Consider the following 20,661-nt stretch of genomic DNA (forward strand, 5'->3'; position numbering starts at 1 on the left):
GCAGCGGAAACGCAACGACCGTGACAGCGCTAGAGTAGTGTAACACTAGTGTGTGATTTCCACGCATCCCGACGTCAGCACAGCCACAATACGGTAGCAGCGACGGAGGGGTTCGACGGGGCCAACGATTCAAAGAGAAACCGAGGCGGTGACGCGAGAGGAACCGGCGCTCACCGAATCATCTTGTCGCGGTCGGGGTCGAAAAGCGGCCCCGACCGGACCGTCGCGGGGTAGGCGTCGCCCTCGTACCGAATTTCGACGTCCTGCCCCGAACTGGCGTACTCCTCGGGGAGGTACGCGTACGCGATGCCGGCGTCGATAGTGTAGCCGTAGTCCGCCCGACAGCAGTAGCCGACGAGGTCGCCGTCGGCGAGCACCGGGTGGCCCGCGTCGACGACGGCTTCCTCCTCGTCGAGCGTTATCGGGACGATTCGGCCGCTCGGGCTGTCGTCGTTTTTGTCCTCCACGAGCGCCGCCTTCCCGACGAAGTCGGTGTCGAGGTCGACCGCGAAGCCGATGCCGGCCTCGTACGGGTTGTGTTCGGGCGTGAGGTCCGTCCCCCAGAGGCGGAATCCCTTCTCCATGCTCGTCGAGTCGAGCGCGGCCCAGCCGACGGGCGCGATGTCGTACTCCTCGCCGGCCTCCTGAATCGCGTCCCAGAGCTGGCTCCCGTACTCGGTCGGGGTGTAGATTTCCCAGCCGAGTTCGCCGGCGTACGAGAGTCGAAGCATGGTCACGGGGATGCTTCCGAGGTAGGTCTCCTGTGCGGAGTAGAACGGGAACTCGTCGTTCGAGAGGTCGGCCTCGACGAGGTCCGAAAGCACCTTCCGGGAGTCGGGTCCGAAGACGCCGATGCCGGTCCGACTGGAGACGTGCGCGGTCACGTCGACGGAGCCGTCGTCGGGCGCGTGCTCTTTGACCCACCGCGAGTGGAGCGTCGCCGAGCTTCCGCCCCCGGTGAACAGCACGAACCGTTCGTCTCCGAGGCGGGCGACCGTCAGGTCGGCGAGCACGCCGCCGTCTTCGTTGAGCATCGCCGAGTAGCGCATCCGGCCCGGCGTGACGTCCATGTCGTTCGTCAGGAGTCCCTGCAGGAACTCCAGCGCGCCCGGCCCCGTCACTTCGATGGGCGTGAAGGTCGTCATATCGACCATGCCGACCTTCTCGCGGAGGTGCTGGTGTTCCGCGCCGTGGACCTTCGACCAGTTCTGCGAGAGCCAGTCGGGGCGGTCCGGAACGTCGTACGTCTCGAGGAGCGTCTCGTTGGACTCGTACCACTGCGGGACCTCCCAGCCGTCGCTGTCGTAGAACTCCGCGCCGAGGTCGGCCTGCCGGTCGTAAAACGGGCTCCGGCGGAGGGCCCGCTGTCCGTCCGGCTGTTCGCGCGGGTGGATGAGCTGGTACACCTCGCGGTACTGCTGTGCGCCGCGCCCGTAGGTGTACTCTCGACTGCCCGTGTGCGATTGGAACCGGGAGACGTGCGCGCCGGAAGCGTTGACTCGAGAACCGTCGAGTCGCGGCGTTCCGTCTTCCATCCAGCTGGCGACGATGTCGCCCGCGCCGCCGGACTGCGTGACCCAGACGGCGAGCGCCCACCAGAGTCCGTCCGTGTCCTCGTCCGGTCCGAGGATGGGCATGCCGTCGGGCGTGAACGAGAACATGCCGTTGATGGCGGAAGTCCACTCGCAGTCCTCGAAGCCGGGGATGAGTTCGCTGGCGGCGTCGAAGGCCGACCGGTCGTGGTCCGGGTGGGTGTTCTCGTAGAAGTGCTCCGCCGTGAACTCGCGGAGCGACGGGTATTCGAGTCCGAGGTCGTCGAGCTTATCGGGACCGTAGATATCCGCCGGGTCGACGAGGAGCGACTCGTGGTTGTACGAGCCGATACCGTAGCGCTCGCCGTGCTGGCGGTAGTACAGCGAGTGGTCCTGATGCCGGAGGAGCGGCTGTTCGATTTCGCGCTCTGCGCCTTCGAGTTCGTCCAGTTCGTCGGAGACGAGATACTGGTGTGCGCAGGGAACGAGCGGGATGTCCGTGCCGACCATCTCGCCGAACAGCGGCCCCCAGATGTTCGTGGCGACGAGCACCTCGTCGGCCTCGATTCGACCGTGTTCGGTGTCGACCGCGTCGATACTGCCGTCAGAGATGTCGATGTCCGTGACCTCGGTGTGGCCGTAGAACTCGACGCCGACCTCGCGCGCCTCCTCCGCCATCGACTCGGCGGCGCTGACGGCGTCAGCCTTCCCGTCCGACGGGACGTAGTACCCGCCGTAGATGACGTCAGGGTTTACCTGTGGAACGCGGGCTTCGACCTCTTCGGGCGTGAGGAGTTCGCCCTCGTCGATGCCGTAAGACTGTCCCCACTCGCGCTTGCGTTTGAGGAAGTCCCAGCGCGCTTCGGAGTAGGCGACTTCGATGCCACCGCACGTCCGGAAGTCACCGAACCCGTCGTAGAGGTCGCGCGTGTACGACGCCATCTCCGTCATCAGTTTGTTCCCGGCCGTCTGGAACACGAGTCCGGGGGCGTGAGAGGTCGAACCCCCCGTCTCGAACAGCGGCCCCCGGTCGAGGACGACGACGTCTTCGCGACCCGACTCGGCGAGGTGATACGCCGCGCTACAACCGACACAGCCGGCCCCGACAACGACCGTTCCGGCGCGTTCGGGAAACGTAGTCCATGTGCTCATATACCAAACAGTAGTGACTGCGGCCCCCGGATATCTCTCCGGGTCCACTATCTGAGGTGTATACGTACCGGGGGGTGGTGAGAGCCGGGTTTCGCCACGGGACGAGCGTCGTTTACACGAGGAGAGAGCGCCGACGAGCAGCGTTCGCCAATGGAGCGTTCGCCAATGGAGCGTTCGCCAATGGAGCGTTCGCCAATGGAGCGTTCGCCGACGAGCGTCACTCGCCGACGAGGTGCTTCTCTCTGAGGTAGATGACGAGGCTGGCGCTCAGGAACGCGAGACCAGCGCCCCGTAGCTCACCGACCGTCATCGCGAACAGCGCAACGACGAAAAGGAAAACCGCGAACGCCGCCGAAACGACAGCGAGCGCGTTCATCGATAGCATCGAGTCATCAGTTCGGTGACTCCGTCGTTAGTCGTCCGTCGTGCCGGGGTTCTCTTGGACGTTGGTCACGACCGACGTCCGAGAGCGACCGACGTCGATGTCGATGTCCTCGTCCGCCAAGTTCTCGATTCGCTCGGCGAACTCCTCGGACTGCAGGAGTTCGTACTCCTTGTCGAGACCGAGATAGACCGTGTAGCACATGACGACGAGGACGACGGCGAACGGGAATCCCGTCGCGATGGCCGCGGTCTGGAGCGCGCCGAGGCCGCCGCCGTAGAGGAGAAGCGCCGCGACGAGGCCCTCGACGACCGCCCAGAAGATGCGTTGGGTCCGCGGCACGTCGTGCTTGCCGCCCGACGTGAGGTGGTCGACGACGAGCGACCCCGAGTCGGAGGAGGTCACGAAGAACGTCACCACGAGCGTCACGGCGAGCAGTCCCGTGACGGCGCTGAACGGGAACTGTTCGAGGAGCGCGAACATCGCGACCGTCTGTCCGGCCTCGCCGTAAGTCGAGAGGACTGCGCCGTTACCCTGGAGCGAGTTGAACAGCGCGCTCCCGCCGAACGCCGAGAGCCAGACCGTCGAGAACAGCGACGGCAGGACGAACACGCCGAAGACGAACTCGCGGACCGTCCGCCCCTTCGAGATGCGCGCGACGAACATACCGACGAACGGTGACCAAGCAATCCACCACGCCCAGTAGAACACCGTCCAGCCGTTGACGGTTGACGCGCCGTCGCCGAGCGTCCCGGTGAAGAACGCGAGCGAGAGGAAGTCGCTGAAGTAGTTCCCGAGACCCTGCACCCACGCGCCGAAGATGCTCATCGTCGCGCCGGCGACGAGCACGAACGCCAACAGGACGAACATCAGAAAGACGTTCAGCGTGCTCAGACGCCGGATGCCGTCTTCGAGGCCGGCCGCGACCGACGCGGTGGCGATGAGGGTAATCACGGCGATGAGCCCGATCTGCATCCCCGTGTTGTTCGGAACGCTCAGGACGCCGAGCATGCTCTCGCCGAGGATGTACGACAGGCCCGTGTTTATCTGTGCGACGCCGAGGCCGAGCGACGTGGCGAGGCCGAACAGCGTCGCGAACACCGACACGAGGTCGATGAGGTGGCCCGGCCAGCCGTAGATTCGCTCGCCGAGGAGCGGCCAGAAAATCGACCGGAAGGTGAGTGGGAGCCCCCTGTTGAACGAGAAGAACGCGAGCCCCAGTCCCACGAGACCGTAGATGGCCCACGGGTGGAATCCCCAATGGAAGAACGTCTGTGTCATCGCCGCGATACCCGCACCGCCGGACCCGGCCTCGGCGTCGAAGAAGCCGGGGACGTTGGTGAAGTAGTACAGCGGCTCCGAGACGCTGTAGAACATGAGCCCAATACCCATGCCCGCGCTGAACAGCATCGCCATCCACGAGAAGTCGCTGAACTCCTTTTCGGCCTCGACACCGCCGAGCGTTATCTTTCCGTACTTACTCAGCGCGAAGTACGCCAAGACCACGATAAAGAGGTTCACCGACAGGAGGAAGAACCACCCGAAGTTACCCTCGAAAAAGCCCCTGACGGCCGAGTAGACGCTCGCCGCCTGCTCGCCGAGAATGAGCGTCGCCGCGACGAAGACGCCGATGACCAAGAGCGCGGCCGGGAAGACGACGGGATGGATATCGAGCCCCCACCGCTGGATGTTTCCGTCGCCGGGTTCGCGCTCCGTCTCGGGGTAGAATACGTCCGCCTGCAAGTCGTTCGTCGACCGGTCGGACGAATCGTTGCTATTCGTCATTCGATACAGCCTCCGTTGATAACCGCCGCCTGAGTTCGTGTTCGTTCATATCGTTTCCCCGCTTTGGGGCCACCCGCTGTCACCGTCGAGAGACGGTCCGCATCGGCTTCGACGCGTCCGCTCTGACCATGACACGAGACCACACCCCTCACGATTCAACCATCCCATCGGTATTACACATCATAACAAGTCGTCTTCGATAATAGTGGCATTTATACGCAAATGAAGAAAAGTTACGAAAGTTATATCGCCGAATCGGTTGACGAGCGGCAAGCTCGGCCGCCCGTCGTCACTCGAACCGGTCGAGCGAGAACATGTCGAGCGGCAGGTCGCTCTCGCCTTCGACGACAAGGTCGGCGAGGATTTCGCCGATGACGCTGGCGAACTTGAAGCCGTGTCCCGAAAAGCCGGCTCCCACGGCGACCTGCGGGTGGTCCGGCAGCGTGTCGAGGATGAAGTGCTCGTCCGGCGAGTTCGTGAACATGCACGTCGCGAGCGACATCGTCGGCCCCGCGGCCTCCGGGAAGTACTTCTCCGTGACGTCCCGGAGTATCGCCTCGTCGGCGCGGTTCGGCTCGCGGTCGAAGTCGTCAGGGTCAACCTCCTCGTCGCGGTGGTGGTACTTGCCGAGTTTGAACCCCGGCACGTCGTGGACCGGGAATCCGTAGAACCGACCCTCGGGGACGCTGAGGTTCCAGACGGGGAACTCCTCGGGCGCGAACGTCGTCGGCGACTCGGGCTGGAACCACGCGAGCGCCTGTCGCTCGGGGATTGCGAGCCCATCGAGCGCGTCGGCGAGTTTGTAGTTCCACGCGCCCGCGGCGAGCACGAGCGCGTCCGCGACGTACACGCCGCGGTCGGTGCGGACGCGCACCCCGCCGTCGTTCGTCTCCGCCCAGTCTTCGACCCGTTCGCGGGCGCGAATCTCGGCACCCCGGGCCTGCGCCGCTTCGGTGTGCGCGATAATCGCCTGTTCGGGGACGATGAACCCGCCGTCTTCCTGATAGACCGCGCGGTACTCCTCGGGGAGTTCGTAGCCGGGGAACCGCTCGTTGACCTCCGCGCCGGTCAGCACCTCGTGCGGGATGTCGTGTTCCTCACAGGAGCGTTTCGAACCCGCGAACACGTCGTTGTCCTCTGGTCCGGCGTCGATGGAGCCGGTTCGGTGGATGACCTCGCGGCCGGTCTCCTCGGCGAGGTCGTCCCAGAGGTCGTACGCGCGTTCGATGAGCGGGACGTACGAGGGGTGTTCGTAGTACGCGCGGCGGATGATGCGGGTGATGCCGTGAGACGACCCCTGCGAGTGGGGGATGTCGTAGCGTTCGAGACCGACGACGTCGAGGCCGCGGTCGGCGAGGTGGTACGCGGTCGCGCTTCCCATCCCGCCGACCCCGACGACGGCGACGTCGTATCGGTCGTCGCGGACACTCATTGTGTCCGGCGCTTCGGAACATCCCCCCTTCACTCTTGACCTGTATCACGGAGCCCCTTTTTCAAGGGAGCGACGCCCGGCCCGCCGAGAGCGACGCTGGCGGCCGAACGGCGACCGCTCTCGGATATCCACCACCACTTATACGGGTCAACTATTCCCGACGAATCCTTTTCCACAGATGTGTGTTTCTTCCTCCCATGACACGGTGGAACAACAATCGTGACGAGATCGGTGCGGTAAGTGCCGACATCACCGCGGAAACGAACGCGTTGCCGGCGAGGTACTTCACCGACCCGGAGGTCCACGAGATGGAAAAGGAGAAAGTGTTCGGTCAGTACTGGGTCTACGCGGGCCACGAGACCCACATCCCGGACGCCGGCGACTACTTCACGCGAACCATCGGTGACAAGCAGATAATCGTCACCCGCGACGGCGAGGGCGACGTGCGGGCGTTCTACAACGTCTGTGCCCACCGCGGGTCGAAGATGCTCGACGACACGCCGATGACCGACACCGGAACCCTCAATCGAATCACCTGCCCGTACCACCTCTGGGCGTACGAACTCGACGGGTCGCTCCAGAGCACCCCCAAGAGCTTCGAGGAGGCGAGCCTGAACCCGGACCTCGACGACGACGCCGTCAGCGAACTCGACCCCGAAGAAAACGGGCTCATGGAGGTCAACACGGACGCCATTGGGCCGCTCGTGTTCGTCAACTTCGAGGACGAACCGAGCCTCTCGCTGGCCGAACAGGCCGGGTCGATGAAGACGGAACTCGAGGACCTGCCGCTCGGCGAGTACGAACACGCCCGGCGCTACGTCTCCGAAGTCGAGTGCAACTGGAAGACGTTCAGCGGGAACTACTCCGAGTGCGACCACTGTCAGGCGAACCACCAAGACTGGGTGCAGGGGCTCGAACTCATGGAGTCCGAACTCGAAGTCAACGACTACCACTGGGTGCTTCACTACAAGCACAAAGAGGACGTCGACGACGAGATGCGCATCCACCCCGAACACGAGGCCAAGTTCTACTACTTCTGGCCGAACTTCACGGTCAACATGTACGGCACCGCCGACGGCTACGGCACGTACATCATCGACCCCATCGACGAGGGGCGCTTCCAGCTCATCGCGGACTACTACTTCCGCGACTCCGACCTGTCGGAAGAAGAAGAGAAGTTCGTCCAGACGAGCCGACAGCTCCAAGAAGAGGACTTCGAACTCGTCGAACGGCAGTACGAGGGACTCACGTCCGGCGCGCTCGGACAGGCACAGCTCGGTCCGAACGAACACACCGTCCACAAACTGCACCGCCTCGCACAGGACGCTTACAATGCCTGAAAACGAGGATGCCAAACTAGCCGAAAAACCACGCGCCGGCGTCGTCACCTGCCCGGCGTGCGACCTCCACGTCTCCGTCACGGAGCCGAACGACGCCGTCGACCTGTACCGGCGACACGCGAACGTCACCGGCCACGACGTCGAGTGGGAGCGCGTCGCGTTCGACGTCGAGGCCGAGAGCAGCGACGTGAAAACGGCGCTCGCCGAACTCGGTGAGACCCACCCCGACGGCGTCGAACTCGGACGACTCGCCGCGGCGCTCGCAGACAACGGCGTCGCCATCGGCGAAACGCTCGACGCCGTCCGCGACCTGCGGATGAGCGGCGAAATCTACGAACCGCGGGACGACTACGTCCTCGTGGTCTAATCCCCGCCCCGCCTTTTTTTCAGGAAGTCATCCGGTCACTCGTCGAGGAGAATTGACTCGACCAGCTCCGAGGTCCCCCGCCTGATGCGCCCGCTGACGGCCGTCGGCGAGATGTCGAGTATCTCCGAGAGGTCTTCGAGCGCCGCCTCTCGCGGCTCCTCGAAGTAGCCGTGTTCGTAGGCAGCGACGAGCGCGTCGCGCTGGGCGTCGGTCAGTTTGCTCGGCTCGCCGTTCATCCAGCCGTCCTGTCGGAACATCCGGTTCAGCTCGAAAGTGATGTCGTTCGACTCGCAGTACTCCCACAGCTCCGAGAGCGCCTCGCGGTCCGAGAGCTGGAGCCGGACCCGCCAGCCCGCCGTGTCGTTGCTGCACGCGTCGAGCATGAGCCCGCCGAGTTCCGTGATGATAGGCGAGAGGAGAATCGCGTCCTGCGTGTGTCCGATACGATACACCGCGGACCCCTCCCGCTCGGAGACGAGCTGCCAGTCGCTGACCGTGTGGTCGACTTCCAGCGCCGCTTCGAACGCCGAGACATCCGAGCACTTCACGACGAAGAAGAACAGGCCGGTCTCGGGGTCCGTCGCGGACTGCGAGACGACGTCTATCTCGCTCGCGGCCTCCGACTGAATCGTCGGCGTCAACGCGAGGTCGTCGTGCGCGATGTCGGCGACGGTTATCAGACTCATCGTGGCTTCACCTCGTGGATAAAGAGATTCGACACCGGGCAAACCAGGCTGCCGGTTCGGTTGAAAGACACGAAGTCGTTTCGACGTTCGCGACAGAAGCGTTTCTCGTGGGCACGATATAGTAGTTTGACTATCAGATTCTCGCTTATAGCTTTCGACGCATATTCTGGGGGTCTATATAAACCGACTCAGTATTCCACACCGCTTTTCAGGGAGTCCCGGCGCGTCCGTCGAGACGAACAATGAGCGTGGGCACATCGCTTCGGCGACTGGGCGAATTCCTCGAAGAGTGCGAGCGGACGGGCGCCACGAGCGTCCGTGAGTCGTCCGTGACAGTCACGGAGTCGGGCGCGTCCGCGGATGTCGAGTTTGCGCTCTCGTCGGACGCCGACGGCGACGCACCCGTTCGAATCCGAGACGCGTCGCTCGACTCCGACGGGGCGATTGGGCTCACACTGGGCGTCGACGATGTCCTGCCGAGCAACCGCAAGCACGTCGCCGTCGACGCCACAGACGTTTCGCTCGACGGCGACCCTGTGGTCGTCGTCACGGTCGCGACCGAGACGCCGACGACGAGTTCAATCGAGACGGCCGACGACGATGCCGATATCGAACTGCCCGAAGCCGTTCGGAATCCGAACGTGCCGGCGTTCGAAGACACGCCGTACCTCGAAGCCGTGTACGCGCGGTACGAGACGTTCGAGCGGATGGCCGACGCCTTCGAGATGGACGTGACGGACGAGACGGTCCGCAGGTACATGATCGACCAAGGCGTCCACGAGCCGTCGTCGTACGAAACGTCGCTCGCCGGCGACCCGGCGGGCGTCGAGCGACCGCCGACGCCCGCGACGGACGGCGACGGGTCGCCCGAGGCGCTCGCCGACGGCATCGGCCTGCCCGAGTCAGTCACAATCGGTCAACTCGCCGACGCCGCTAACGACGCCAAGACCGTCTACGAGTTCGGCAAGGCGCTCGACCTCGAACGCATGGACGCGCTCGACCTGCTCCAAGACCTCGACCTGCTCGAATTCGTGATGGGCCGACTCACGACCGACGACGACCCGGACGTGAGTCGGGAGGACGTCGTGGCGCGCATCAGGCAGTCGGCCGGAGAAACGTAGCGGACGCTTCGTCTGTGTCGATAATTCGGTTGGCGGGGAGCGCGTCGGTACGCCCGTCGTTCAAGCTGTGTTCCGCCTGGACTCACACAACGTGTCAAAAGTATTATTTTTGTAGGCAAGCGGCGGGAAGAGACCGAGTGCGACGGACGACGCGGGCTATCGCCGGGCCGAAACGTCGTCAACCGCATAACCCGCGTCTTCTATCGTGTCCACGACGGCCGCCGCGTGTTCGGCCCCCTTCGTCTCGATTCGGAACAGGAGATGGGCCTCGCCGACGTCGAGGGCGTCGACGGCGCGGACGTGGCGAACGTCGTGAATGTTCGCGTCGCGGTCGGCGATGAGTCGCGAAAGTCGCGCCATCTCGCCGGGTTCGTCCCGGATTCGAACCCGGAGACGGAGCGTCTGGCGACGGTTGGTCAGCGCGTGAACGAGCACCGTCTGGAGCATCGTCATGTCCAGATTTCCCCCGCAGAGAAGCGGCATGACGGTCTCGCCCTCGACGTCGAGGTCGTCGCTCAGTATGGCGGCGACGGAGGCGGCACCGGCGCCCTCGACGACCTGCTTGGCGCGTTCGAGCAAGAGGAGGATGGCCTCCGCGATTTCCCCGTCGGAGACCGTGACGACCTCGTCGACGTGTTCCTCGATAGTTCGAAGCGTCAACTCGGAGATGCCGCCGGTGGCGATGCCGTCCGCGATAGTGTTCGTGTCGTCGAGCGTCACGGGGACGCCCTTGTCGAGGCTCTCGTGGACCGTCTCCGCGCCCTCGGCCTGCACACCGACGACGCGAATGTCGGGGTCGTGGTGTTTTATCGCAGTGGCGATACCCGAGATGAGGCCGCCACCACCGATGGGGACGACCACGGTGTCCATCTCGGGGAGGTCGTGGTACATCTCGACGCCGAGCGTTCCCTGCCCGGCGACGATGTCGCAGTCGTCGTACGCGTGGACGAACTCGGCGTCCGACCCTTCAGCGAGCGACTGAGCGTACGCCATCGTTTCCTGGAAGTCCTCACCGACGAGTTCGACCAAAGCGCCGTAGTCACGCGTCGCATCGATTTTCGTCTGCGGGGCGTTCTCCGGCATCACGACCGTGGAGTCGGCCCCGCACTCGGTCGCCGCGAGCGCGACGCCTTGCGCGTGGTTGCCGGCGCTCGCGGCCACGAACTCATCGATTCCGCGGTCGGTATCCTGTCGAATCTTGTTGTACGCCCCCCGCGTCTTGAACGACCCCGTCCACTGGAGGTGTTCCATCTTCAGGTAGACGTCCGCGCCGACGAGGTCTCCGAGCGAGGTGCTCCGCTCTATCGGCGTTCGCTTGACGACGCGCTCGTTTTCGAGTCGCTCGCGCGCGCGCTCGATGTCGCTGTACTGTACCGGGAGGGACTCGGCCTCACTCATCGGCGAGACACCTCGGCGGTCGGTCCCACGGTGCGCAGTGACGGCACGCGCGTATCCCCTCGGTTCCCGGACGTTCCGTAGTCTGTGATAGTTCTTAGCACGGTATGTGAGAAACGTGACGAAGTTCCAATATAGAGCTATCGCTGGTCGGCGCTCAGCCTGGCGGAAACTGAATAGGTAATACGCCGATTTTGGCCGTTAGCGAACCCAGTTCGGATTATCTTTCGGGAATACCCAAGAGACACTCACCACGCTTATCGACCCGAACACAGAACATACGTGTCCTGTCACGTTGTGGTTCTGGTGCGTCATTCCACCCTCGTCTCGGGGGGTCGGCGAAGCGTTATACCGCAGAGTCGAGATGCACTCACGATGCCTTACGACACCGTTCGAGAGACCGACCCGGCCGTCGCCGACGCGCTGACGGGCGAACGCCAGCGGCAGAACGACACGCTCGCCATGATAGCGAGCGAGAACCACGTCAGCGAGGCGGTTATGGAGGCCCAAAGCTCGGAGCTGACGAACAACTACGCCGAGGGCTACCCGGGAAGCCGGTACTACGGCGGCTGTGAGCACGCCGACGAGGTCGAACAGCTCGCCATCGACCGCGCCAAGGAGCTCTGGGGCGCCGACCACGTCAACGTCCAACCGCACTCGGGGTCGCAGGCGAACATGGGTGTGTTCCTCACCGTGCTCGAACCCGGCGACAAGATTCTCTCGCTCGATTTGACCCACGGCGGCCACCTGAGCCACGGCCATCCGGTGAACGTCGCGGGGAAGACGTACGAGGTCGAACAGTACGAGGTCGACGCCGAGACCGGCTACGTCGACTACGAGCAACTCGCCGAGAAGGCCGAGGAGTTCGACCCTGACATCGTCATCTCGGGCTACTCCGCGTACCCACGGGAGGTCGACTGGGAGCGCGTACAGGCCGCGGCCGAGGCGGTCGACGCGTACCACCTCGCCGACATCGCCCACATCACGGGCCTCGTCGCCGCGGGCGAACACTCGTCTCCCGTCGGCACCGCGGACTTCGTCACCGGTTCGACCCACAAGACGATTCGGTCGGGTCGCGGCGGCATCATCATGTGCGACGAAGAACACGCCGACGACGTCGATTCCGCGGTCTTCCCCGGTCTCCAGGGCGGCCCGATACTGCACAACGTCGCCGGCAAGGCCGTCGGCTTCGGCGAGGCGCTGACCCCCGAGTTCGAGGAGTACGCGTCGCAGGTCGTCGATAACGCCGCCGCCCTCGGCGAGCGGCTACAGGAGCGCGGCCTCGAACTCGTCTCCGGAGGCACGGACACCCACTTGGTCCTCGTCGACCTCCGGCCGTCCCACCCGGACACGACCGGCAAAGACGTGGAAGCGGCCCTCGAAGAGGTCGGTATCGTCCTCAACGCCAACACGGTCCCCGGCGAGAGTCGCTCGGCGTTCAACCCGAGCGGGATTCGCGCCGGAACGCCCGCGCTCACCACCCGCGGGTTCGACGAGGAGGCCTGCCGGACCGTCGCCGACCTCATCTACGAGGTCGTCGACGCGCCGCACGACGAGTCGGTCAAGGGGTTCGTCGACCAGAAGGTCGACGAACTGACCGACGAGTACCCGCTGTACGACTGACCGGACACCGAGTCGGTTCGCCTCGAACCGAACGTCTTCCGATGGAGTCTCACAGGCGGGCGACACGAATTATAAAAATTCTTACATTTGTTGTTCTCTCGTCCGAGTCGTTCGAGGGCCACTCAAACACCCGAAATCGGGGGAAAGAAGCGAAATCGGTAGGCCATCCGAGACCCGCGGCGCACGTATAAGTAGGGCCGTCGAGACCGGTTTCGACGAAGCGATATGTCCGATGCAATCAATCTCGAGACGGCGAAGGTACTCATCGAAGCGGCGGAAGCGGAGGCCGAGTCGATGGGACTGCGAATGGTGATTACGGTCGCGAACCCGGAGGGTAACCTCATCGCACAGCACCGAATGGACGACGCGTGGCTCGCGAGCGTCGACATCTCTCGGAACAAGGCGTACACGGCGGCCGCGCTCAAAACACCCACGCACGAACTCGCCGAGGCGACCGAGCCCGGCGAGTCGCTCTGGGGTCTCCAGACGACAGACGAGAACCGACTCGTCGTCTTCGGCGGCGGCTATCCGCTCGAAGTCGACGGCGAAATCGTCGGGACCGTCGGCGTCAGCGGCGGTGAGGTGTCCGAAGACATGGCGGTCGCGAGCGCCGCGGTCGAACGGTTCGAAGAACTCGTCGAATAACCGGCGTCGACGTCAGCCGCTTTTTTGGGCCGCCCGTCCGACGGGCGAGTGCTCAGTTCCCACCGGCTTCGAACAGCCCGCGGAGCGCCGTGCGGAGGATGTCGTACCCGGCTTCGACCTCCGACAGTTCAATGTACTCGTCGTAGGCGTGGGCCTGCGCCATCGACCCCGGTCCCCACGTAATCGCGTCCATCCCGGCGTCGTTGACGAGGTTCCGAACGTCGGTCGCCGCCCGAATACCCCACGGTTCGGGGTCGATATCCGCCTGCTCGGCGGCCACGTTCCGAAAGCGCGTCGCGATGTCGCTGTCGGTCGGAACCGCCGCGGACTCGTAGACCCGCGTTCGCGTCCACTCGACGCGCAGGTCGTGTTCGGCCGCGACATCGGAGAGTAGTGCGTCGATTTCGGCGTCGACCTCCTCGACGGACTCCGCGGGGACGAACCGCCTGTCGACCGTTATCGTCGCGCTCTCCGGGACGACGTTCTCCTTCGTCCCCGCCTCGAACCGCGTGACTGTCGCGGTCGGGTGACCGACGAGCGAGTCGGAGCGCGCTCGAATCTCCTCGTCGTACGCTTCGAGCGCGTCGAGAACGGGCCGGGCGTTCCCAATCGCGTTGTCCCCCTCGTCGGGGCGACTCGCGTGTGACGGGTCGCCGCCGACGGAAATCTCGTACCATCCGAGCCCCTTCGCGCTCGTCGCGGTCCGCAGCGCCGTCGGTTCGAGCACGACGCCGTACTCACCGTCGTAACCGCGTTCGAGGAGCGTCTTCGTTCCCGGTTCGGCCGTCTCCTCGCCGACGGCGGCGTGGAACACGACCGAGCCGTCGAGGGCCCCGGAATCGAACGCGTCGGCGAACTCGACCGTCGCGAGCATCGCGAGGGCGACGCCGCACTTCATATCCGCGCTCCCGCGGCCGTACAGTCTGCCGTCTCTGACGGTCGGTTCGTACGGCGGGTGCGTCCACTTGTCACGGTCGCCCGCCGGGACCACGTCGAGGTGGCCGTTGAGGACGACCGAGGGCTCGCCGTCGCCGACGCGCGCCGCGACCTGCGGTCGGTCGGGGAACGGTTCCTCGATGAGCGTCGCCGAGACGCCTCGGGATTCGAGCCAGTCGTACACGAAGTTCGCCGCCGCCGCCTCGTCTCCCGGTGGGTTTTCGGTCTCGATTTCGACGAGACTCGTGAGCAACGAGAGTAACTCCTCGTCCATGGTTTCGGTCGTCTATCGACAGAGACGGGCGTGTGTTAAGGGTTCGTGCGGTAGCTTTTTTCCGACGCGGGCGCAGGCGTCGAAGGATTCGTGCGAACGCCGCGTGTCGCGTGTCGCGCGCCGCTATTCGAGCGTGGAGATACGGCTGTCCCGGAGGAGAACCCGCTTGACGATGTCCGGGTCTTCGAGCAGGCGGTGGGTCCCGTGGACGCCCTGCCCGCGGCCGCGGCCTCGGACCTCCGACTGGATGACGTTGAGGAAGTCGAGTTCCTGCAGGAGTTCCTGCACGCGGCGCTCAGAGAGTTGGTCCATGTCGAGGTCGTCGGCGACGGTGAGATACTGTCGGTAAATCTTGTTCGTCGTAATCTCGGCGGTCTTTCGTCCGCCGGTCTGAAGGACGAGCGAGTAGAGGACGGCTTTCGACTGCGTGGCGGTTCCTTCGAGGAGTTCGCTGAAGCGGTCGGCCTCGCTTTTTTCTTTCGCCGCCCGGACGTGGTCGTCGGTGACGGTCTCGGCGCTCTCGTTGCGCGCGATGCGGCCGGCGTTCCGAAGGATGTCGATGGCTTTCCGCGCGTCGCCGTGTTCCTGGGCGGCGAGCGCGCTCGCGAGGGGAATCACGTCGTCGGTGAGAACGCTCGGCTTGAACGCGTCCTTCCGGTTTTCGAGGATTTCGCGGAGCTGGTTCGCGTCGTACGACGGGAAGACGAGTTCGTCGTGGGCGAAGCTCGATTTGACGCGCTCCGTGAGTTCCTCGGGGTAGTCGATCTTGTTCGAGATGCCGATGATGCCGATGCGCGAATCCACTATCTTCTGATTCTCTCCCGCGCGTGAGAGCTTTCGAAGCACCTCGTCGTCGCGGAGCATGTCGATTTCGTCGAGGATGACGATGGTCACGTCCGAACAGGTATCGAGCACCTGCCACAGTCGGTTGTAGTAGTCGCCGGTCGACAGCCCGCGCTCGGGAATCGTCATCCCGCTTTTCGATGGGTCGTTGACCTGCGAGGCGAGCGTCTTGATCACCGACGCCTCGGTGTGCTGTTCGCCGCAGTCGATGACGGCGATGCGAACGTCGACGTCCTCGCGGACCGCCTCGTGTTGAAGTCGCTCGCTGACGAGCCGGGCGGTGAGCGTCTTTCCAGACCCCGTCTTCCCGAAGATGAACAGGTGGGTCGGTTCACGTCCGAAGATGGCGGGGTTGAGCGCCTGTGCGACTTTCGACATGTGCTCGTCGCGACCGACGATCTTGTCGGGACCCGGGAGGTGAGAGATTTTGAGGATATCCTCATTCGCGAAGATAGGCTGGTCGTAGCGAAACAGCGGGTCGCGAGTCCCACCCTCGCTCTCGTCCGATGTCATGTGAGTTCGCTATTCATACTCTCCCCTAATAAAGGTGAAGGGGTGGACTCGCGTTTGTAACAGCGATAAATACGGCCGTTTGAGCGGTATTTCAGTCCCGGTTTTGGATTCGACGATCAACGAGTAGTATCGCGCAAGTAAGACTGTCAGACACCACCCTCGCGTTTGTAACCGGCGAGACGGCCACGAGGAAGACGTGGCCGGTGGGGGTACACTCGCGTTTGTAACTCGGCCGCCGAGAGACCACCCTCGCGTTTGTAATCGAGCGGGGGAGTACCATCGCGTTTGTAACGTCGAGTGACGAGAGCGGCGGTGCAGACACACCACCCTCGCGGATGTAACGCGAATCGGTGTGGGGGTGGGTCGGCGAGCGGGGTGTTGTCGGTTGATTTTGCCCCTAGATTTACAAACGCGAGGGGGGTGTGTCGAATTCGCCTAGGGTCTGGCGTAGCCGTTACAAACGCGAGGGGGGTGTGTGTGTGTACTCCCGAGCGCAGACGGACGAATCATGAACAAGACCCATTTCGAAGAACAGCCACGACACCTCGACACGCATCCAACGACGCGATACCGTTCTCTTCACTGACACACTGGACTAACACTAGTAGCTAGACTACTAGTTCTGCTACTCAACACAACAATACAACAATACAACAACCCGAAAACAGCCACCGTCAGCACCGATACCGTCTCCCGACCTCCAGTTAACCGCCTTCCCAACTTCGCCAACACGTCAGTACGTCACCCGGTGTCTCAACGGCCACCGAATACCCGTCGACTACCCACCGAGTGCTCACCCGAACAGTCCGAGCTCGCGAACGTCCTCGTCAACTGTCTCGAGCGCTGCTTCGGCGTCGGCAGTCCGCTTCGCCCCCGTAATCACGATTTTCCCGCTTCCGAACATGAGGACGACGACGCTCGGTTCGTCGAGACGGTAGACGAGTCCGGGGAACTGCTCGGGTTCGTACTCGACGGCTTCGAGACCGAGCCCGATGGCCAGCGCGTTCAGGTTGAGTGCCTCGCCGAGGTCGGCGCTCGAAACGATGTTCTGGACCGTAATATCCGCATCCTCGGGAACGGGCACGCCGAGTTCAGTGAACTCGTCGAACAGCGTTGCGATGGCCGTGCTCACGTCGTCGACGCTGTCCGCGCCGGTGCAGACGACTTTCCCCGACCGGAAGACGAGACACGCCGACTTCGGGTCTCGGGTTCGATAGACGAGTCCGGGGAAGTTCTCGGGGTCGTAGTCCGTCCCGTCCATATCGAGCGAGAGTCGTTCGAGGTCGAGTTCGACCGGAACTTCCGTCGAAGCGACGACGTTCTGAATCTCGATGGACCCGACGGCGTTCACGTGCGACATCTTGTGGATTCGTTGACACTCGCTCGACTTAAACTACCGGGGTCGTTCACACGTGTTAATCACCGGACAACTGGACAACTGGACGGCTAACCCACCGCTGACCGGGCGGCCGGCGTACTGGCCGAGTTGAGACCGGCGGTCGGGCAACAGTCGGGACGGGCTCCACGTGGGATAACCAATGAATATCACCTCATCATAATTCTTTTCAGCGTCTTCTTCGATTACTCGCCATGGCGTTCACAGACACGATTCGCGACGAGGCCGACGAGTTCTGGTCGGCCATCCTCGACCATCCGATGGTCGTCCGACTCGGGGAGGGGAGCCTCGACGAGGAGCCGTTCCGCTACTGGGTACGGCAGGACTACGTCTACCTCGTCGAGTACAGCCGCCTCTTCGCGCTCGGGGCCGCGAAGGCCCCGACGCTCGACTCGATGGGAACGTTCGCGAGCCTCCTCGAATCGACCGTCAACGAGGAGATGGACCTTCACCGGAGCTACGCCGCCGAGTTCGGCATCGACCCCGCCGAACTCGAAGCCACGACGCCGTCACCGACGACCCGGGCCTACACGGATTTCCTCGTTCGCACCGCGACGCTCGGCTCGTTCGGCGACATCGTCGCCGCCCTGCTCCCCTGTATGTGGGGGTTCAACGAGACTGGTCTCCGACTCGCCGATGCGGGAATCCCGGATCACGACCAGTACGCCGCGTGGGTCGAGATGTACGCCGGCGACGAGTTCACCGAACTCACCGACTGGTGTAAGGCGCTCATGGACGACGTGGCCGCGAGCGCCACCGAGTCGGACCGCGAACGCTACCGCGACCTGTTCCGCACGTCGGCGCAGTACGAGTACCTGTTTTGGGACGCCGCCTGGCGGCGAGAGGAGTGGCCGCTATGACCGACGCCGATCAGTCAGATTCGATTGGTTCGCCCGACTCGCCCGACGCGGACCCGGTGGCCCCCGAGACGTACGACGAGTTCGCCGCGTCGCGGTCGGACCCGCGATTCACCGACTGGCTCCGTAAGCGCGCGGGCGACTCGTGGGACGACGCGACCGCTCACCGACTGACGCGAGAACTCGCCGCCGACGAACTCGCAGACGACGTGTTCAGGCAGTACCTCGTACAGGATTACGCCTTCGTGGAGACGCTCGTCGGCGTCTTCGGCCACGCTGTCGGCACCGCGCCGACTATGGAGTCGAAGTCGGAACTCGTCTCGTTCCTCAGCGTCCTGACCGACGACGAGGACGACTACTTCCTGCGGGCGTTCGACGCACTCGACGTTCCCGAGTCCGTCTACTCGGACCCGAAGACGACGCCGACGACACGCGCCTTTATCGACCTCCTCGAACGCGCCGCGGGGCAGGGTGGGTACGCGGAGACGCTGGCGGTGCTCGTCCCTGCCGAGTGGGTCTACCTGTCGTGGGCGACCGCCGGTACTAACCCCGACGAATCGCCCTCGCGGTTCTACCTCTCCGAGTGGATTGACCTCCACGCAGTCGACGGCTTCGCGGCGTTCGTCGAGTGGCTCCGGACCGAACTCGACCGCGAGGGCGCGGCCGCTTCACCGCGCCGACAACGGCGGCTCGAACAGCTGTTCTGCCGCACGGTCGAACTGGAGGTCGCGTTCTTCGACGAGGCGTACGAACTGGCACCGTCCGGCGATTCGACCGCAACTGCAACCTCACCCGCGCCCTCACACTCGACCGGCGGGTCTTCCCAACCGGGTGACGGTCGGTGGTGAGTTCGACCGTCGCGCTCGGGCTGACCGTCGCGACGCTCGTTGCGTTTACGGGCGTCGGCGTGTGGTTCTCCCGCGGTCGCGTCGGCTCTGTCGAGGACCTCATCAGCGCTCGTGGCTCTACGGGAAGTCGGCGAACGACGGCGACGCTCGTCGCGTCCGTCATGGGCGTCTGGGTGCTCTTTTCGGCCCCCGAAGCGGGTGCGAGCTTCGGTATTGCGGCCGTCGTCGGCTACGCGGTCGGCGAGGCCGTCCCGATGCTCGTCTACGCCCGCCTCGGCCCGCGAATCCGGGAACTCATCCCCGAGGGCCACTCGTTGACCGAGTACGCCCACGCCCGCTACGGGACCGCGATGTACGCTTTCGTCCTCCTCGTGAGCGCGCTCTACATGTTCATCTTCCTCGCCGCTGAACTGACTGGTATCGCCGGCGCGCTCGCGCTCGTCGCCGGCGTTCCGCAGTGGCAGACCGCGCTCCTCGTCGGCGGCTTCGTCCTGCTTTACACGAGTTACGGCGGCCTCCGTGCCAGCATCGCGACCGACGCAGTCCAGGCGGGCGTCGTCATCCCGCTCTTACTGCTCGCGTTCGTCGGCGCGCTCGTCGCGCTCGGCGGTCCCGCCGCCGCCATCGACGGCATCACGGCGACGAACCCCGCGCTCCTCGACCTCGGTGCGGTCGCCGGTCTGCAGTTTGGGCTCGCGCTCGCGTTCGCCATCCTCGGCGCGGAACTCATCAACCAGACGTGGTGGCAGCGCATCTACGCGGCCGACTCGTCGGAGACTGTCGGGCGGAGCTTCCGGACCGCGGCGCTCGCCAACGGTGCCATCGTGTTCGTCACCGCCTTCTTCGGCGTCGTCGCGGTCGGCAACGCCGCCGTCGTCACCGACCCCGCGAGCGCGGGCTACAACGCCGACGCCGCCTTCTTCGTCCTCCTCGGGGAGGCGTTCCCCGAGTGGCTCGTCCTCGCGGCGGTCCTCCTCGCGCTCCTGCTCGTGATGAGTTCCATCGACACGCTGTTCAACGCGCTTTCGAGCCTCGTGACCGCGGACCTCGCCCGCCTGCTCGCGGACCCGAGCGACCGACGCCTCGCGCTCGGGTCGCGGGCGCTCACAATCGCCGTCGCGGTCGCCGCGATTTACGTCAGTCTCCGGGCCCAGAGCGTTCTCCGGTTGTTCTTCTTCGCCGACCTGCTCGGCGCGGCCGTCGCCTTCCCGCTCGTCTACGGACTGTACTCGACGCGAATCACTGGTCTCGGTGCGCTCGCGAGCAGTCTCACCGGGCTCGCCGTCGGCCTCGCGTTCTTCCCCGACCTCCGCGGCGTCATCACGTCGATTCCGGTCGTCGGCGGCCTGCTCCCCGCCGCCGACCCGCTGTATCTCACCTCCTTCGGCGGGGCGTTTGTGGTGTCGACGGCGGCGGCGCTCGTCGCCGCCAGACTCACGGACGCCGGGTTCGACCTCGGTCGGCTCTCGCGGGAGATTCGGCGGTTCGACGACGGCCGAACCGACGCGCCGTCGTCCGACTGAGACGCCGTCGG

The 20,661-nt window shown here is 64.6% G+C and carries 17 protein-coding genes; 8 read left to right on the forward strand and 9 right to left on the reverse strand.

What is annotated here, in order from left to right:
• Positions 1 to 170: 170 nt before the first annotated feature.
• From C5B90_RS15540 to solA, 4 genes are all read right to left on the reverse strand, one after another.
• Entirely contained in the window at positions 171 to 2,684 is a 2,514-nt protein-coding gene (locus C5B90_RS15540) for an FAD-dependent oxidoreductase (protein WP_115882881.1), read from the reverse strand.
• A 217-nt stretch (positions 2,685 to 2,901) separates the two neighbouring features.
• Positions 2,902 to 3,060: a hypothetical protein gene (locus C5B90_RS20905; RefSeq protein WP_199517519.1), complete on the reverse strand. Its 159-nt coding sequence runs from the start codon at positions 3,058 to 3,060 to the stop codon at positions 2,902 to 2,904.
• Between the two features lie 36 nt (positions 3,061 to 3,096).
• Positions 3,097 to 4,851, reverse strand: a complete 1,755-nt coding sequence (locus C5B90_RS15545) for a BCCT family transporter (protein WP_115882882.1) — start codon at positions 4,849 to 4,851, stop codon at positions 3,097 to 3,099.
• 289 nt (positions 4,852 to 5,140) lie between these two features.
• Complete coding sequence (solA, locus tag C5B90_RS15550; RefSeq protein ID WP_115882883.1) at positions 5,141 to 6,283, reverse strand: N-methyl-L-tryptophan oxidase; 1,143 nt, start codon at positions 6,281 to 6,283, stop codon at positions 5,141 to 5,143.
• Positions 6,284 to 6,480: 197 nt separating this feature from the next.
• Here solA and C5B90_RS15555 point away from each other — a divergent pair, with 197 nt between their 5' ends.
• Entirely contained in the window at positions 6,481 to 7,623 is a 1,143-nt protein-coding gene (locus tag C5B90_RS15555) for an aromatic ring-hydroxylating dioxygenase subunit alpha (RefSeq protein ID WP_058567647.1), read from the forward strand.
• The gene (locus tag C5B90_RS15560; RefSeq protein WP_115882884.1) at positions 7,616 to 7,990 is read left to right on the forward strand and encodes a hypothetical protein; all 375 of its coding nucleotides are present in this window, start codon (positions 7,616 to 7,618) and stop codon (positions 7,988 to 7,990) included. The genes C5B90_RS15555 and C5B90_RS15560 overlap by 8 nt, the downstream gene beginning before the upstream one ends.
• A gap of 35 nt (positions 7,991 to 8,025) precedes the next feature.
• Here the strand turns inward: C5B90_RS15560 and C5B90_RS15565 are convergent, their stop codons facing one another.
• Positions 8,026 to 8,676 (reverse strand): helix-turn-helix domain-containing protein, encoded by a 651-nt coding sequence (locus C5B90_RS15565; protein WP_115882885.1) that lies wholly within the window; start codon positions 8,674 to 8,676, stop codon positions 8,026 to 8,028.
• A gap of 242 nt (positions 8,677 to 8,918) precedes the next feature.
• Between C5B90_RS15565 and C5B90_RS15570 the strand changes: the two genes are divergently transcribed.
• Positions 8,919 to 9,797 carry a hypothetical protein gene (locus tag C5B90_RS15570; RefSeq protein WP_115882886.1) on the forward strand — a complete coding sequence of 293 codons (879 nt, stop codon included), beginning with the start codon at positions 8,919 to 8,921 and terminating at the stop codon, positions 9,795 to 9,797.
• A gap of 156 nt (positions 9,798 to 9,953) precedes the next feature.
• On the opposite strand, the gene ilvA is transcribed toward C5B90_RS15570, so the two are convergent.
• Positions 9,954 to 11,195: a threonine ammonia-lyase gene (gene ilvA, locus C5B90_RS15575; protein ID WP_115882887.1), complete on the reverse strand. Its 1,242-nt coding sequence runs from the start codon at positions 11,193 to 11,195 to the stop codon at positions 9,954 to 9,956.
• A 372-nt stretch (positions 11,196 to 11,567) separates the two neighbouring features.
• Between ilvA and glyA the strand changes: the two genes are divergently transcribed.
• Together glyA and C5B90_RS15585 are read left to right on the forward strand one after the other, a co-directional pair.
• The gene (gene glyA / locus C5B90_RS15580) at positions 11,568 to 12,815 is read left to right on the forward strand and encodes a serine hydroxymethyltransferase (protein ID WP_115882888.1); all 1,248 of its coding nucleotides are present in this window, start codon (positions 11,568 to 11,570) and stop codon (positions 12,813 to 12,815) included.
• A gap of 225 nt (positions 12,816 to 13,040) precedes the next feature.
• On the forward strand, positions 13,041 to 13,460 hold the full coding sequence (locus C5B90_RS15585) for a heme-binding protein (protein WP_058567641.1): 420 nt from the start codon (positions 13,041 to 13,043) through the stop codon (positions 13,458 to 13,460).
• 52 nt (positions 13,461 to 13,512) lie between these two features.
• Here the strand turns inward: C5B90_RS15585 and C5B90_RS15590 are convergent, their stop codons facing one another.
• From C5B90_RS15590 to C5B90_RS15600, 3 genes are all read right to left on the reverse strand, one after another.
• Positions 13,513 to 14,670, reverse strand: coding sequence for a M20 family metallopeptidase (locus C5B90_RS15590; protein ID WP_115882889.1), 1,158 nt, complete (start codon positions 14,668 to 14,670; stop codon positions 13,513 to 13,515).
• A 123-nt stretch (positions 14,671 to 14,793) separates the two neighbouring features.
• Positions 14,794 to 16,026 carry a Cdc6/Cdc18 family protein gene (locus tag C5B90_RS15595; RefSeq protein ID WP_007274162.1) on the reverse strand — a complete coding sequence of 411 codons (1,233 nt, stop codon included), beginning with the start codon at positions 16,024 to 16,026 and terminating at the stop codon, positions 14,794 to 14,796.
• 793 nt (positions 16,027 to 16,819) lie between these two features.
• Positions 16,820 to 17,386 (reverse strand): TATA-box-binding protein, encoded by a 567-nt coding sequence (locus tag C5B90_RS15600; protein ID WP_115882890.1) that lies wholly within the window; start codon positions 17,384 to 17,386, stop codon positions 16,820 to 16,822.
• A gap of 230 nt (positions 17,387 to 17,616) precedes the next feature.
• Here C5B90_RS15600 and tenA point away from each other — a divergent pair, with 230 nt between their 5' ends.
• The 3 genes from tenA to C5B90_RS15615 are packed head-to-tail and all read left to right on the forward strand — an operon-like array spanning position 17,617 to position 20,650.
• Positions 17,617 to 18,282, forward strand: coding sequence for a thiaminase II (gene tenA / locus C5B90_RS15605; protein WP_115882891.1), 666 nt, complete (start codon positions 17,617 to 17,619; stop codon positions 18,280 to 18,282).
• Entirely contained in the window at positions 18,279 to 19,127 is an 849-nt protein-coding gene (locus tag C5B90_RS15610; RefSeq protein ID WP_115883037.1) for a TenA family protein, read from the forward strand. The genes tenA and C5B90_RS15610 overlap by 4 nt, the downstream gene beginning before the upstream one ends.
• The gene (locus C5B90_RS15615) at positions 19,121 to 20,650 is read left to right on the forward strand and encodes a sodium:proline symporter (protein ID WP_115882892.1); all 1,530 of its coding nucleotides are present in this window, start codon (positions 19,121 to 19,123) and stop codon (positions 20,648 to 20,650) included. Before C5B90_RS15610 ends, C5B90_RS15615 begins: the two co-directional genes overlap by 7 nt.
• Positions 20,651 to 20,661: the final 11 nt, after the last annotated feature.

The organism is Haloferax sp. Atlit-12N, from assembly GCF_003383095.1.
Lineage (GTDB): Archaea > Halobacteriota > Halobacteria > Halobacteriales > Haloferacaceae > Haloferax.

Bases quoted from the DNA above. Each gene is read 5' to 3' on its own strand.
- C5B90_RS15540 (WP_115882881.1), bottom strand. From the start codon at position 2,684: ATGAGCACATGGACTACGTTTCCCGAACGCGCCGGAACGGTCGTTGTC.
- C5B90_RS20905 (WP_199517519.1), bottom strand. From the start codon at position 3,060: ATGAACGCGCTCGCTGTCGTTTCGGCGGCGTTCGCGGTTTTCCTTTTC.
- C5B90_RS15545 (WP_115882882.1), bottom strand. From the start codon at position 4,851: ATGACGAATAGCAACGATTCGTCCGACCGGTCGACGAACGACTTGCAG.
- solA (WP_115882883.1), bottom strand. From the start codon at position 6,283: ATGAGTGTCCGCGACGACCGATACGACGTCGCCGTCGTCGGGGTCGGC.
- C5B90_RS15555 (WP_058567647.1), top strand. From the start codon at position 6,481: ATGACACGGTGGAACAACAATCGTGACGAGATCGGTGCGGTAAGTGCC.
- C5B90_RS15560 (WP_115882884.1), top strand. From the start codon at position 7,616: ATGCCTGAAAACGAGGATGCCAAACTAGCCGAAAAACCACGCGCCGGC.
- C5B90_RS15565 (WP_115882885.1), bottom strand. From the start codon at position 8,676: ATGAGTCTGATAACCGTCGCCGACATCGCGCACGACGACCTCGCGTTG.
- C5B90_RS15570 (WP_115882886.1), top strand. From the start codon at position 8,919: ATGAGCGTGGGCACATCGCTTCGGCGACTGGGCGAATTCCTCGAAGAG.
- ilvA (WP_115882887.1), bottom strand. From the start codon at position 11,195: ATGAGTGAGGCCGAGTCCCTCCCGGTACAGTACAGCGACATCGAGCGC.
- glyA (WP_115882888.1), top strand. From the start codon at position 11,568: ATGCCTTACGACACCGTTCGAGAGACCGACCCGGCCGTCGCCGACGCG.
- C5B90_RS15585 (WP_058567641.1), top strand. From the start codon at position 13,041: ATGTCCGATGCAATCAATCTCGAGACGGCGAAGGTACTCATCGAAGCG.
- C5B90_RS15590 (WP_115882889.1), bottom strand. From the start codon at position 14,670: ATGGACGAGGAGTTACTCTCGTTGCTCACGAGTCTCGTCGAAATCGAG.
- C5B90_RS15595 (WP_007274162.1), bottom strand. From the start codon at position 16,026: ATGACATCGGACGAGAGCGAGGGTGGGACTCGCGACCCGCTGTTTCGC.
- C5B90_RS15600 (WP_115882890.1), bottom strand. From the start codon at position 17,386: ATGTCGCACGTGAACGCCGTCGGGTCCATCGAGATTCAGAACGTCGTC.
- tenA (WP_115882891.1), top strand. From the start codon at position 17,617: ATGGCGTTCACAGACACGATTCGCGACGAGGCCGACGAGTTCTGGTCG.
- C5B90_RS15610 (WP_115883037.1), top strand. From the start codon at position 18,279: ATGACCGACGCCGATCAGTCAGATTCGATTGGTTCGCCCGACTCGCCC.